Origin of the sequence: Asanoa sp. WMMD1127, assembly GCF_029626225.1 — a bacterium.
GTDB lineage: Bacteria > Actinomycetota > Actinomycetes > Mycobacteriales > Micromonosporaceae > Asanoa.
This window is the reverse complement of the sequence record NZ_JARUBP010000001.1, coordinates 6,311,813-6,324,194: the sequence shown is the minus strand read 5'-3', so window position 1 is coordinate 6,324,194 and position 12,382 is coordinate 6,311,813. Positions and strand designations below refer to the sequence as shown.

The window sequence follows — 12,382 nt, the reverse complement described above, 5'->3', positions numbered from 1 at the left end:
CGACACGGAGGCGCAGTGCGTGAGCTGAGCGTGGTCGGGGTTCGGGTCGAGTTGCCCAGCAACCAGCCGATTGTGCTGCTCCGAGAGGTCGAGGGCGACCGCTACCTGCCGATCTGGATCGGCGCGGTGGAGGCGACGGCGATCGCCTACGAGCAGCAGGGCGTGAAGCCGGCCCGGCCGCTGACCCATGATCTGCTCCGCGACGTGCTGGCCGCCCTGAAGCAGCCGCTCAACGCCGTGGAGATCGTCGAGCTCAAGGAAAACGTCTTCTACGCGGACCTGTTGATCGGCGACAACAACCTGCGGGTCTCCGCCCGCCCGAGCGACTCGATCGCGCTGGCGTTGCGCGTCGGCGCCCCGATCCGCTGCGCCGAGCAGGTGCTCTCCGAGGCCGGCATCGTCATTCCTGACGAGCAGGAGGACGAGGTCGAGAAGTTCCGGGAGTTCCTGGAGCAGGTCCGGCCGGAGGACTTCGCGGGCTGACCCCGCGTCGCGGGGCCGCCGGGATGTCCGTTGCGGCAAGGGCCGTGGCAAGAGACCAACCCGTAAGCGGGGAACCGTCCTGCGTTCGCGGCGTGTCGGGGCAAAGCCTGCGCCCGGAGCCTCGATGTGAGCTATAGGGTTGGCGCTGTTGACGGGTGCGCGTCCCGGCACGGCGCGGCACCCCGCTGGCGGGGAGGTAGCCACATGCCCGACCCACGTGATCCTGATCCTGCGGGCAGACCCGACCCCGCGGGCCCGACCGACGCCGCGGCGCCGGCGCCCACCGACGACGACACCGTCGGATATCGCGGCGTCACCGCCTGCCACGCGGTCGGCATCAGCTACCGCCAGCTCGACTACTGGGCCCGCACGGCGCTGGTGGTGCCCAGCGTGCGCGACGCGTCCGGCTCCGGCACGCAGCGCCTCTACTCGTTCCGCGACCTGGTCGTGCTCAAGGTGGTCAAGCGCCTCCTCGACGCCGGCGTCTCGCTGCAGAACATCCGCAAGGCCATCGAGACGCTGCGCTCCCGCGGCGTCGACGACCTGGCCGGGATCACGCTGATCTCCGACGGCACCACGGTTTACGAGTGCCGGTCACCGGAGGAGGTCGTCGACCTGCTCCAGGGCGGCCAGGGCGTGTTCGGCATCGCGATCGGCGGCGCCTTCAAGGAGATCCAGGGCTCGCTGTCGCACCTGCCCGCGGAGCCGGCCGAGCCGGCCGCCGAGGAGCCGGCCGACGAGGCCCCCGCCGGCGACGAGCTCGCCGCCCGCCGCGCCCGCCGCCGGGCTGGCTGACCGGAAACACTTAGCCCTTGCGCTAACTATCATCGGCCGCAATACTTAGCCTCATGGCACAGTATTCGGCCGATCTCGACGGCGTGTTCGTCGCCCTGGCCGACCCGACCCGACGGGGCGTCGTCCGGCGCCTCGGTCGCGGCCCGACCAGCGTGGGCGACCTGGCCCGCGAGTTCCCGATGACGCTGCCGTCGTTCATGAAGCACGTGCACACGCTCGAGTCCAGCGGCCTGATCAGCACCGTCAAATCCGGGCGGGTACGCACCTGCGTGCTCAACCGGGAGCGGCTCGCGCTCGTCGACGACTGGCTCGCCGAGCAGCGGCGCCTCTGGGAGGACCGCACCGACCGGCTGGAGCGTCTGCTCACCGAGGAGGACCAACCATGAACCCCGACCTCGACCTCGCCCTCGACCGGGTGATCAGGGCCCCCCGCGCCGCCGTCTGGCGCGCCTGGACCGACCCCGCCCGGCTGGCCCGCTGGTGGGTGCCCGCGCCGGCCCGCTGCCGCGTCGAGCGCCTCGAGGTGCGCCCGGGCGGCGCGTTCGTCACCCGGCTCAGCGAGGACGGCGAGCTGTTCGTCCCGCACCTGGACGCGGCGTTCCTCGCCGCCGACGAGCAGACCCGGATCGTCTTCACCACGGCCATCGACAGCACCTGGCGCCCCGCCGACGCCGGCGGCATCGCCATGACCGCCGAGATCACCCTGCACGACCACCCCGACGGCACCGACTACCGGATCCTGGTGCGGCACGGCGACCCGACCGCCCGGGCCCGGCACGAGAAGCTCGGCTTCGCAGACGGCTGGGGCACGGTCACCGCGCAGCTCGCCGGCGAGGTGGAGGCGGCATGAGGGTCACGATCACCGAGTTCGTCTCGCTGGACGGCGTCAGCCAGGGCCCCGGCTCGGCCGACGAGGACCGCAGCGAGGGCTTCACCCGCGGCGGCTGGTTGACCCCGCACGCCGACGGCCGGTTCATCGAGGCCGCGTCGCACTGGCTGTCGCTGGCCGACGGCCTGCTGCTCGGCCGCCGCACCTACGAGGAGTTCGCCGCCGCCTGGCCGCACATCACCGACCCCGACGACCCGTTCACGGAACGGATGAACGCCCTGCCGAAGCACGTGGTCACCGCGACGCTCACGGAGGCGCCGTGGCAGCCCGCGACGCTGCTGCGCTTCGACGACGTCGCCGCGCGGCGCGCCCGGCCGGGGCGGGAGCTGCAGATCCACGGCAGTGCCCGGCTCGGCAACGCGCTGCTCTCCGCGGGCCTCGTCGACGCCGTCCGGCTCGTCGTCGCCCCGACGGTGGTCGGCGCCGGCCGGCGGCTGCTCGAGCACCCGGGCCGCGCGGTCGGCCTGCGCCTGGTCAGCCACGAGGCGACCCCGGCCGGCATGCTGCTCCTCGAGTACGAGCCCACGGGCGACGCGCCGGTCGCCGACTACCAGGGCGCCTCGGCGGTCTAGCGCACCGCGCCCGACGTCCTGCCGGTCACCAGACCGCCGGCGTCGACCACCTCGAAGTCGTTGCCGGTCAACGTCTTCAGGGCGCGCAGGGCGTCGTTGTCCCAGCGGTCGTCGGGCGCGCCGGAGATGAACCAGGGCGAGCCGTGGTCGGCCACGATGACGCCGTACCGCTGCATCGCCTCCGCCACGATCCGCGCCTGCTTCGGCATCGCCGACGTCTTCACCGACGCCTTGAGCCGCAGCCGCTGGCCGAGCTGGGGGAGGGCGGTGTCGGTCGCGGACGACGCGGAGTGCGTGGCGGGCCACGTGTAGCCGGTGCGGGTCTTCGGCACCGTGATCCGGATCGCGTGCCCGATCCGCCCGGCGGCCACCTCGTCGTAGCGGACCAGCCCGGCGAAGATCGACAGCCCGGACGCGTCGGCGGACGTCCAGCCGGCCGGGCGCAGCTTGTTGGACCGCAGGTCGAACACCGCGCCCGAGCCGGCCCGCCAGCCGCCGCCCTGCGGGTAGGCCGCGAACAGCTCGTAGACCTTGCACGCCGCCTTGTCGTAGACGATCACGTGCCGGTCGCCGTCCGCCTGCGGGCCGCCCTCGATCTTCGCGTTGGCCGGGATCGGGTACGGGCCGCGGTCGCTCTCGGCCGCGTACTCGAAGGTGACGGTGACCTTCTTCTGCCCGGCCGGGACGGTCGTCACCGGGATGCCGATCGGCGCGCCCTCCCAGGTGCCCGAGCCGAAGTCGGGGTGCATGGCCGCGCCGCCGCCGATGCTGGCGACCATGGCGGCCGAGCGCGGGTGCACGGGCAGCTTCGACACGTCGGCCCGCCAGACGTTGTCGGCCGGGAACTGTCCGGTGCAGCCGGCCCGCGTCGGCGTCGGGCTTGGCTTGGCGGGGCCGCGGCCCAGGGCGTCGGTGCCTTCGGCGGGCGTCGCGGCCGCGGTCGTCGGGACGGGCGCGGTGCCGGCCGGCGCCGGCTCGTCGCCGCCACAGCCGGCCAACAACGCGACGAGGGCGACAACCGCCACGGTACGAGCACGCACCCGGGCATCGTGCCAGGGTCGCGATCAGTTGGCGAGAGCGTCCTGCACGCCGGTCTCGCGCGGGCCGAGGAAGACCGGGTCGCGCCCGGTCACCACGTCCCACGCCGCCTTGACCCCGGCCAGCTGCTCGCGGAACGCCCCGTAGTTCCAGGCCCGCCCGAACCGCTTCACCGTCTCGTCGCCGACCCCGACCGCGTCGATGCCGGCGTCCCGGCACAGCGCCACGGCCCGGTCGATGTGGAACTCCTGCGTCACCACGACGAGCCGGTCGACGCCGAAGATCTTCTTCGCCCGTACGCAGGAGTCGTAGGTGTCGAAGCCGGCGTGGTCCTGCACGACCTTGCGCTCGGGCACGCCCCGTTCGACCAGCCACCGGCTCATCGCCCCCGGCTCGTCGTAGTGCCACTGCCGGTGGTCGCCGGAGACCAGCACCGCCCGCACGGTGCCGGCGTCGTAGAGCTGCCGGGCCAAATCGAGCCGGGCCGCCAGGAACGGCGACGGGGTGCCGTCGGGGTAGACCTGGGCGCCCAGCACCAGCACGACCGGCGCGGCCGGCACCTCGTCCAGCGCGTAGACGTGGCCCCGGGCGGTGTGGCGCAGCCACAGGCCCGTGCCGACCACGGCGGCGGGCGCCGCGACCACCAGCACGACGGCGGTGATCAGCAGCGCCCGTAACCAGCGACGGCGGCGGGGCTTCACGCCCTGATTGTGGATCACGGACGCCACCCGGTCAGGCCGGGTCGGTCAGCGCCCCGTCGATCGCGTCGAGCTCCTGCGGCGACAACTTCAGGTCGGCCAGCGCGCCGACGTTGTCCTCGAGCTGGGCGACGCTGCTGGCGCCGATGATCAGGCTGGTCATCCGCTCGTCGCGCAGCGCCCAGGCCAACGCCAGCTGGGCCAGCGTCTGGCCGCGCTCCCGGGCGATCTCGTTGAGCTCGCGGACGACCCGCATCGTCTGCTCGTCGAGGGCGCTCTCCTTGAGGAACCCGCCGGTGGCCACCCGCGAGTCGGCCGGCACGCCGTCGAGGTAGCGGTCGGTCAGCAGGCCCTGCTGCAACGGGCTGTAGGCGATGCACCCCGCCCCCGCCTCCTCCAGCGTGTCGAGCAGGTTGTCCCGCTCGATCCACCGGTTCAGCATCGAGTAGGAGGGTTGGTGCAGCAGCAGCGGCGTACCCAGGTCGCGCAGGATCCGGACCGCCTCGGCGGTCTGCGCCGAGCTGTAGTTGGAGATCGCGACGTAGAGCGCACGCCCCGAGCGGACCGCGTGGTCGAGCGCGCCCATCGACTCTTCCAGCGGCGTGTCCGGGTCGGGCCGGTGGTGGTAGAACACGTCGACGTAGTCGAGACCCATCCGCTTGAGCGACTGGTCCAGCGACGAGATCAGATATTTGCGGGAACCCCACTCGCCATAGGGCCCCGGCCACATCAGATAGCCGGCCTTGGTGGAAATGATCATTTCGTCGCGGTACGGCTTCAGGTCGCGCGCCATGATCCGGCCGAAGTTCTCCTCGGCCGAGCCGGGCGGGGGCCCGTAGTTGTTGGCCAGGTCGAAGTGCGTGACGCCCAGGTCGAACGCCCGGCGGCAGATGTCGGCCTGGGTGTCGAAGGGGCGGCCGTGGCCGAAGTTGTGCCAGAGGCCCAGGGAGACGGCGGGGAGCCGGACCCCGCTGCGGCCGGCCCGGCGGTAGGTCATCGAGTCGTAACGGTCATCGGCGGCGAGGTAGGTCACGCGCGTCAGCGTAGGCGAATGCCCCTCGGGAACATCAACACTGCTACCGTTTGACTGAGCCGAACACATTCGCGTGGGAGAGCTCGCCGGGCCTGCGGCCGGGCGGCGCCGAAGGGGCAAATCCTCCCCGGAACCTCTCAGGCAAAAGGACCACGCGGACATGGCGACTCTGGAGGGCCCTTCGCGGGTACGACAGAGGGGGAGGTTGCTCGTCGACCTCGATTCCTCGCCCTCCAGGAGTTCCGCCGATGACCCAGTTCGCAGACCGCCACATCGGGCCTGACCGCGACAGCGAACGCCGGATGCTCGACACGGTCGGCTACGGCACCGTCGACGAGCTCATGGACGCCGCCATCCCCGAGGTGATCCGCTGGCACGGCACGCTCGTCCTGCCGCCGGCCGCCTCCGAGGCCGAGGTGATCGCCGAGCTGCGCGGCCTGGCCGACCGCAACACGGTCAACGTCTCGATGATCGGCCTCGGCTACTACGGCACCCACACGCCGGCCGTGATCCGCCGCAACGTGCTGGAGAGCCCCGCCTGGTACACGGCCTACACGCCGTACCAGCCCGAGATCAGCCAGGGCCGCCTCGAGGCGCTGCTCAACTTCCAGACGATGGTCTCCGACCTGACCGGGCTGGCCACCGCAAACGCGTCGATGCTCGACGAGGGCACGGCGGTCGCCGAGGCGATGACGCTGGCGCGGCGGTCGTCGAAGAGCAAGTCCCCGGTGTACGTCGTCGACGCGGACACCCTGCCGCAGACGCTCGCCGTGATCGAGGGGCGGGCCGAGCCGCTGGGCATCACGGTCTCCGTCGTCGACCTGTCGGCGGGCCCGTCCGCCCTGCCCGCGGAGTTCTTCGGGCTCCACCTGCAGTACCCGGGCGCCTCGGGCGCGGTCCGCGACGACGAGGCGCTGGTCGCCGCCGCGCACGAGGTGGGCGCGCTGGTGTCTGTGGCGGCCGACCTGCTGGCGCTGACGCTGCTGCGGGCGCCGGGGGAGATCGGGGTCGATATCGCGGCCGGCACCACGCAGCGCTTCGGTGTGCCGATGGGCTTCGGCGGCCCGCACGCCGGCTACCTCGCGGTGCGCGCCGGGCTCGAGCGGATGCTGCCGGGCCGGCTGGTCGGGGTGTCCCGCGACGCCGACGGGGCGCCGGCCTACCGGCTGGCGCTGCAGACCCGCGAGCAGCACATCCGGCGGGAGAAGGCGACCAGCAACATCTGCACGGCGCAGGTGCTGCTCGCCGTGCTCGCCAGCATGTACGCGGTCTACCACGGGCCCGACGGGCTGCGAGAGATCGCCCGGCGTACGCACGCCTCGGCTGCCCGGTTGGCGGCCGGCCTGCGGGCCGGCGGCGTGACGGTCGAGTCGGACGCGTTCTTCGACACGGTGACCGCGTCGGTGCCCGGGCGGGCGGCGGCCGTGGTCGCGGCGGCGGCGGCCCGGGGGGTCAACCTGCGGCAGGTCGACGCGGACCGGGTCGGCATCGCGTGCGACGAGACCACGACGCCGGCGCACCTGGCGATCGTGTGGTCGGCGTTCGGCGTGCCCGCGTACACGGGCGATGTGTCGTCGGCCCTGCCGGCCGCGCTCTCGCGTACCACCGAGTTCCTGACCCACCCGGTCTTCCACGCACACCGGTCCGAGACGGCGATGCTGCGCTACCTGCGGCGGCTGTCCGACCTGGACTACGCGCTGGACCGCGGCATGATCCCGCTGGGCTCCTGCACGATGAAGCTCAACGCGACCACGGAGATGGAGCCGATCAGCTGGCCGGAGTTCGCCGACATCCACCCGCACGCGCCGGCCGCGCAGACCGAGGGCTACCGCTCGCTGATCACCTCGCTCGAGTCGTGGCTGGCCGAGGTGACCGGCTACGACGCGGTGTCGGTGCAGCCCAACGCGGGTTCGCAGGGTGAGCTGGCCGGCCTGCTGGCGATCCGCGGCTACCACCGCTCGCGCGGCGACCACGAGCGCGACGTGTGCCTGATCCCGTCGTCGGCCCACGGCACCAACGCCGCGTCGGCGGTCATGGCGGGCATGCGCGTCGTCGTGGTGGCCTGCGACGACGACGGGAACATCGACCTCGTCGACCTGGACGCCAAGATCGCCGCCCACGCGTCGCGGCTCGCGGCCATCATGGTCACCTACCCGTCGACCCACGGGGTCTACGAGACCGGCATCGCGTCGCTGTGCGCCAAGGTGCACGACGCCGGTGGCCAGGTCTACGTCGACGGCGCCAACCTCAACGCGCTGGTCGGCTTCGCGAAGCCGGGCCGCTTCGGCGCCGACGTGTCCCACCTCAACCTGCACAAGACGTTCTGCATCCCGCACGGCGGCGGCGGCCCGGGCGTCGGCCCGATCGGCGTACGCGGCCACCTGGCGCCGTTCCTGCCCGGCGACCCGCTGGGCGCGACCGCGTCGCGGACCTCGCACTCGGCCCGCGCCGGCGGCACCGCGGGCGGCGCGGCGGTCTCGGCGGCCCGCCACGGCTCGGCGGGCATCCTGCCGATCCCGTGGGCGTACCTGCGGATGATGGGCGCCGAGGGCCTCACCCGCGCGACCGGCGCGGCGGTGCTCGCGGCCAACTACGTGGCGGTGCGGCTGCGGGAGCACTACCCGGTGCTCTACAGCGGCAACAAGGGCCTGGTCGCCCACGAGTGCATCCTCGACCTGCGCCCGCTCACGAAGGCCACGGGCGTCTCGGTCGACGACGTGGCCAAGCGCCTGATCGACTACGGCTTCCACGCGCCGACGATGTCGTTTCCGGTGGCCGGCACCCTCATGGTCGAGCCGACGGAGAGCGAGGACCTGGCGGAGCTGGACCGCTTCTGCGACGCCATGATCGCGATCCGCGAGGAGATCGCCCAGGTGGCCGCGGGCACGTGGCCGCGCGACGACAACCCGCTCCGCAACGCCCCCCACACGGCGGCCATGGTCTCGGACGACGAGTGGACCCACGCCTACCCACGCTCCGTGGCGGCCTATCCCTTCGGCGTGTCGCGGGTGGGCAAGTACTGGGCCCCGGTCCGCCGCATCGACGGCGCCTTCGGCGACCGCAACCTGGTCTGCGCATGCCCGCCTCCGGAGGCCTTCGAGTAGCCGGTCGAGCAGCCGACCGGCCCGGCCACGGGCGTGGCCCGGTTGGCAGTGTGTCGCCTGTGTGAGGTCGAGCTGCCGCCCGGTCCGGCCATGGGTGTGGTCCGGTTGGCAGTGCGTCGCCCGTGTGAGGTCGAGCTGCCGCCCGGTCTGGCCATGGGTGTGGTCCGGTTGGCAGTGCGTCGCCTGTGTGAGGTCGAGCTGCCGCCCGGTCTGGCCATGGGTGTGGTCCGGTTGGCAGTGCGTCGCCCGTGTGAGGTCGAGCTGCCGCCCGGTCCGGCCATGGGCGTGGTCCGGTCGGCAGCGCGTCGCCCGCGTGAGCTCGACGCTTCTTTCGAACCGCGATTGCGTCCGCAGGCTGCCCGGAGCATCGCCCGCTCCGGCGTGTCGCGCCGGAGGTGGAGGTCGCTCCAACGCCGCACATGCTCTCGCATGTGCGCACACGCCAAGGCATGTCGGCCCGCACGACGACACCCGCCGCCCTTGCACTGGGGCCCGCCACGCTAGGGAACGGCGCCGGTTACCGGGCTCGTGGGCGCGCAGGCTGGGCAAATCGACGTGTTGTGGCAGGCCCTCGCGTCGGCGCCGTTGGCGGGCCGGGATGCATCAGCCGGTCCGCAGGATGGCCTCGCAACAGCCGGCGCTCCACCGCGGCACCGGCGTCGGCCGCGAGGTCATGCATGGCCGGCGTGGACGGCCCGGGGTCCGGGTCCGGGCCAGCTTGCGCCGCCGGGAGGCCGATGGAGTCGGCGTGGGGTGGTGGGTTCCCCGGCGCAACGCTGATGGAGTCCTCCCCGGGCGGGACGACCACTGGCGTGGGTGGCCTATTGGAGGTGGCATCGTGCGCGGCGGACGTCGGGCGACCTGAGTCGGCCCGGTGCGGGCCGTTTCTGGCCGAACTCGCGGAGACCTGGAGTTTCGAACGGGCGCGGCCCGAGACTTCGACCGCAACCAGGGTTCGAGTCGGGTGATCGGCTCCGATCCGAAGGCGATCTGACCCGGGCCCGTCGCGGCTTTGCTGGCCACGTCGCGGAACGCAGCTCTGCCAGCGGCGCGTTATCCGGGGTCAGGCGCTGGCTTCTTCTACGACGCCGGTAGCGGCGTCGCCAACCCGGCGTTCCGGTTGCGGGCGCGGGGCGGGGCCGGTCTCGAGACCGGTGTGTGGCGGGTGCGGGTGAGCGACGGTGCTCGGATGGGGGAGCCAGGTGCGCTCCCCCTGGGTGGCGGCCCTACGATCTAGGCGAAAGCCCTGAGAAACCGTGGTGGCTCAGGCTGCCGCGAGGGCGTGGCGGGCGGGGCCGCGGTGCGGGGCGATCGTGCGGCCGTCGGGGAGCAGTTCGCCGGTGTCCTCGAAGAGGATCACGCCGTTGCAGAGCAGGCTCCAGCCCTGCTCCGGGAACGCGGCTAGGGCCCGGGCGGCGTCGCGGTCAACCGCTTCGGCGGAGGGACAGGTCGGTTGGTGCTGGCACATCGGGGTCTCCGGACGATGGGGGTGCTGTGTCATGGTTCACATGACAGTGACGGAGGCTACTCCCTCAACGGGTGCGCCTACGAGCAAGTAGCGGCCCTAACACGAAAGAATCCACCCTTCGTATGAGTAACCATGGGCCGGTCGGAGTGGGAACGCTTCCAGACTTCGCTACCCGTGTCGCTGGTAGCGGCAAGCCGTGCACTCTCCGTATAAGAGAGCGCTCCAGATGGGAGTGGCGCTCTACGGACGGTGGCGATCCGGCTCAGCATCTCGAAGATTTCCTCGCTGCCGACGGACTGGACGTGCGGTCCCTGACATCCCCAAGCCTGTCACGCTCCGTAGCCGAAAACCAGTCCGGATCGGTCTGCGGCGCCGCCATTCTGATCTCCGCAGCGGGGGCTGCGGCGATGCTCCCGCGTGGCCCTGTGGCCAGGCCCACCCCGGCGCCGGCGATCCCGGACCTCGTGGCCGTGGTATACGAGCACGCCGACGTCCCTGATGCGCCTGCGACTACGAACAGGAACGTGGTCCGCACGCATGGTCACGTACCCTCGATGCCGCTGATTTCCGCAAAAGAATCTGGCCGGAGTCCGCTGGGTGGGACGGCCGGCTGGCAGCTGGGGGAGTGGCGCCCGAGCTGGACGCCGGCGCAGCACGCGGCGGCGGTGACGGCGGTCCGGGCGGCGATCGGCCGGGGCGACGTCTACCAGGTCAACGTCGTGGGCCACGCGTCGGCGCCGTACGTCGGGGACCCGCTGCCGGCCCTGGCCCGACTGAGCGAGCTGCCGGGCGCGCGCTACGGCGGCCTGCTCAGCGGCGCCGGCTGGGCGGTCGGCTGCGCGTCGCCGGAGACGCTGATCCAGGTGGTGGACGGCAGAGCGATCACCCGCCCGATCAAGGGCACCCGCGCCGCGACCAAGGCCGGCCGGCGCGAGCTGCTCGGCTCCGCGAAGGAGCGCGCCGAGCACATCATGATCGTCGACCTGGAACGCAACGATCTCGCGCGCGTGGCCCGGACCGGTTCGGTACGGGTGGACGAGCTCTTCGCGATCCGCCGCTGGGTCGACCTGTGGCAGGCGGAGTCCGTCGTCTCCGCCGACCTGGCCGACGGAATCGGCCTGGCCGACCTGCTCCGTGCCACCTGCCCCGGCGGCTCGGTCACCGGCGCCCCGAAGCTGGCGGCCCTGCAGCACATCGCCGCCCTGGAACCGGTCGGCCGAGGCCCCAGCATGGGCGCCCTGGGCTGGATCGACGCCTCGGGCAATCTCGACCTGGGCCTCACGATCCGCACAGCGGCCGCGGACGCGGACCGCCTGCACCTCTGGGCCGGCGGCGGCATCACCTGGGACAGCGACCCAGCCGCCGAGGTAGCCGAAGCAGCAGCCAAAGCCGCCCCCATCCGCCGCCTACTGGCTTCATCCTAGGAAGCCTTGGCCGATGTGACTGGATCTAGACCACCCATCTCAACCATGCGTACGAGCAATGCCGCAGCGTTCTCGGCGGCGTGCGGTTGATCGCTGTCCCGCTTGTCGTAACCCCAATCGCAGATGCCTTTAACCAAGATCCAGTCGATTTTGTTGCGTACCGCGGCGGTGTAGACCGCTCGCCCCTCCATCTCGCCGGCGATCGCCTCGGGGGCTATCTCGCGGATTTCCTGCCGGTAAGCGTATGAGTTGACCAGCACGCTCTCTGTGACGACAGGTCCGAACCGAACTGGCGACCGGGTCCATCGGATGCTGGCTGTCCGGAACCGGTCGAGAAGCTTGTGTGACGGGTGGACCTCGCCGCCGCGTGTGAGTCGTCGAGACGCTGTGGAGGCGGGATCTTGGGCCATCTTCCGATGACCGATCAATCGAAGTTGATCGGCGACAACCACATCGCCGATCTGCTGTGGATCCTTGGGATCGTCTTCCTTGAGGCCGTAACAGATCCCCGTAAGGATGACGTGCGTCGGTCGTAGTTCAGCGATCAACTCACCGACGCTGGGACCTGCTGAATGCGGTGTCTCAGCACCAGGGCCGACCTGTGCCAGAAAAAGTTCGGTCTGGCGGATTCGGCCCAGCTCGAACACCGTTTGGCCGTGGAGGAACCTCGGGCTGAGTTCTTGTCTGTTCACGGCGGCCACCGCAGCTGCAACGGCGGTGAATTCGACGGGCTCAACGACGATGATGAGCGTTCCGCCGGGGCTTCCCGATTGCACGCGGCTGGCTGGATGCACGGCGCCCTGGGCCGTTCCGCTGCCGAAATTGATCGCTCCCGCGGTCACGTCGGAAAGCCAGTTGTTCTGGTGCGTCATGACGGC

Annotated in this window: 12 protein-coding genes and 1 riboswitch; of the genes, 7 read left to right on the top strand and 5 right to left on the bottom strand. The window is 71.8% G+C overall.

What is annotated here, in order from left to right:
- Nucleotides 1-15 precede the first annotated feature (15 nt).
- From O7635_RS30235 to O7635_RS30215, 5 genes are all read left to right on the top strand, one after another.
- Entirely contained in the window at nt 16-483 is a 468-nt protein-coding gene (locus O7635_RS30235; protein ID WP_278083893.1) for a bifunctional nuclease family protein, read from the top strand.
- Nucleotides 484-687: 204 nt separating this feature from the next.
- Nucleotides 688-1,278, top strand: coding sequence for a MerR family transcriptional regulator (locus O7635_RS30230; RefSeq protein WP_278083892.1), 591 nt, complete (start codon nt 688-690; stop codon nt 1,276-1,278).
- Between the two features lie 53 nt (nt 1,279-1,331).
- Complete coding sequence (locus O7635_RS30225) at nt 1,332-1,664, top strand: helix-turn-helix transcriptional regulator (protein ID WP_278083891.1); 333 nt, start codon at nt 1,332-1,334, stop codon at nt 1,662-1,664.
- Nucleotides 1,661-2,128 carry an SRPBCC domain-containing protein gene (locus tag O7635_RS30220; protein ID WP_278083890.1) on the top strand — a complete coding sequence of 156 codons (468 nt, stop codon included), beginning with the start codon at nt 1,661-1,663 and terminating at the stop codon, nt 2,126-2,128. Before O7635_RS30225 ends, O7635_RS30220 begins: the two co-directional genes overlap by 4 nt.
- Nucleotides 2,125-2,739, top strand: a complete 615-nt coding sequence (locus O7635_RS30215) for a dihydrofolate reductase family protein (RefSeq protein ID WP_278083889.1) — start codon at nt 2,125-2,127, stop codon at nt 2,737-2,739. The genes O7635_RS30220 and O7635_RS30215 overlap by 4 nt, the downstream gene beginning before the upstream one ends.
- Here O7635_RS30215 and O7635_RS30210 read toward each other — a convergent pair.
- Genes O7635_RS30210 through mgrA form a run of 3 tightly spaced genes read right to left on the bottom strand, consistent with a single transcriptional unit; the run spans nt 2,736 to nt 5,508 of the window.
- Nucleotides 2,736-3,779: a hypothetical protein gene (locus tag O7635_RS30210; protein WP_278083888.1), complete on the bottom strand. Its 1,044-nt coding sequence runs from the start codon at nt 3,777-3,779 to the stop codon at nt 2,736-2,738. The genes O7635_RS30215 and O7635_RS30210 overlap by 4 nt on opposite strands.
- Nucleotides 3,780-3,803: 24 nt before the next feature.
- On the bottom strand, nt 3,804-4,478 hold the full coding sequence (locus tag O7635_RS30205; protein ID WP_347405310.1) for an ElyC/SanA/YdcF family protein: 675 nt from the start codon (nt 4,476-4,478) through the stop codon (nt 3,804-3,806).
- A 31-nt stretch (nt 4,479-4,509) separates the two neighbouring features.
- The gene (gene mgrA / locus O7635_RS30200) at nt 4,510-5,508 is read right to left on the bottom strand and encodes an L-glyceraldehyde 3-phosphate reductase (RefSeq protein ID WP_278083887.1); all 999 of its coding nucleotides are present in this window, start codon (nt 5,506-5,508) and stop codon (nt 4,510-4,512) included.
- A 64-nt stretch (nt 5,509-5,572) separates the two neighbouring features.
- Nucleotides 5,573-5,671: riboswitch (glycine riboswitch) on the top strand.
- Between the two features lie 85 nt (nt 5,672-5,756).
- On the opposite strand from mgrA, the gene gcvP reads away from it, so the two are divergent.
- Complete coding sequence (gene gcvP, locus O7635_RS30195) at nt 5,757-8,612, top strand: aminomethyl-transferring glycine dehydrogenase (protein WP_278083886.1); 2,856 nt, start codon at nt 5,757-5,759, stop codon at nt 8,610-8,612.
- A gap of 1,264 nt (nt 8,613-9,876) precedes the next feature.
- Here the strand turns inward: gcvP and O7635_RS30190 are convergent.
- Complete coding sequence (locus O7635_RS30190) at nt 9,877-10,080, bottom strand: DUF5999 family protein (RefSeq protein WP_278085604.1); 204 nt, start codon at nt 10,078-10,080, stop codon at nt 9,877-9,879.
- Between the two features lie 122 nt (nt 10,081-10,202).
- Between O7635_RS30190 and O7635_RS30185 the strand changes: the two genes are divergently transcribed.
- On the top strand, nt 10,203-11,504 hold the full coding sequence (locus tag O7635_RS30185) for a chorismate-binding protein (protein ID WP_278083884.1): 1,302 nt from the start codon (nt 10,203-10,205) through the stop codon (nt 11,502-11,504).
- On the opposite strand, the gene O7635_RS30180 is transcribed toward O7635_RS30185, so the two are convergent.
- On the bottom strand, nt 11,501-12,376 hold the full coding sequence (locus O7635_RS30180; RefSeq protein WP_278083883.1) for a hypothetical protein: 876 nt from the start codon (nt 12,374-12,376) through the stop codon (nt 11,501-11,503). The two genes, O7635_RS30185 and O7635_RS30180, sit on opposite strands and share 4 nt — an antisense overlap.
- Nucleotides 12,377-12,382 lie beyond the last annotated feature (6 nt).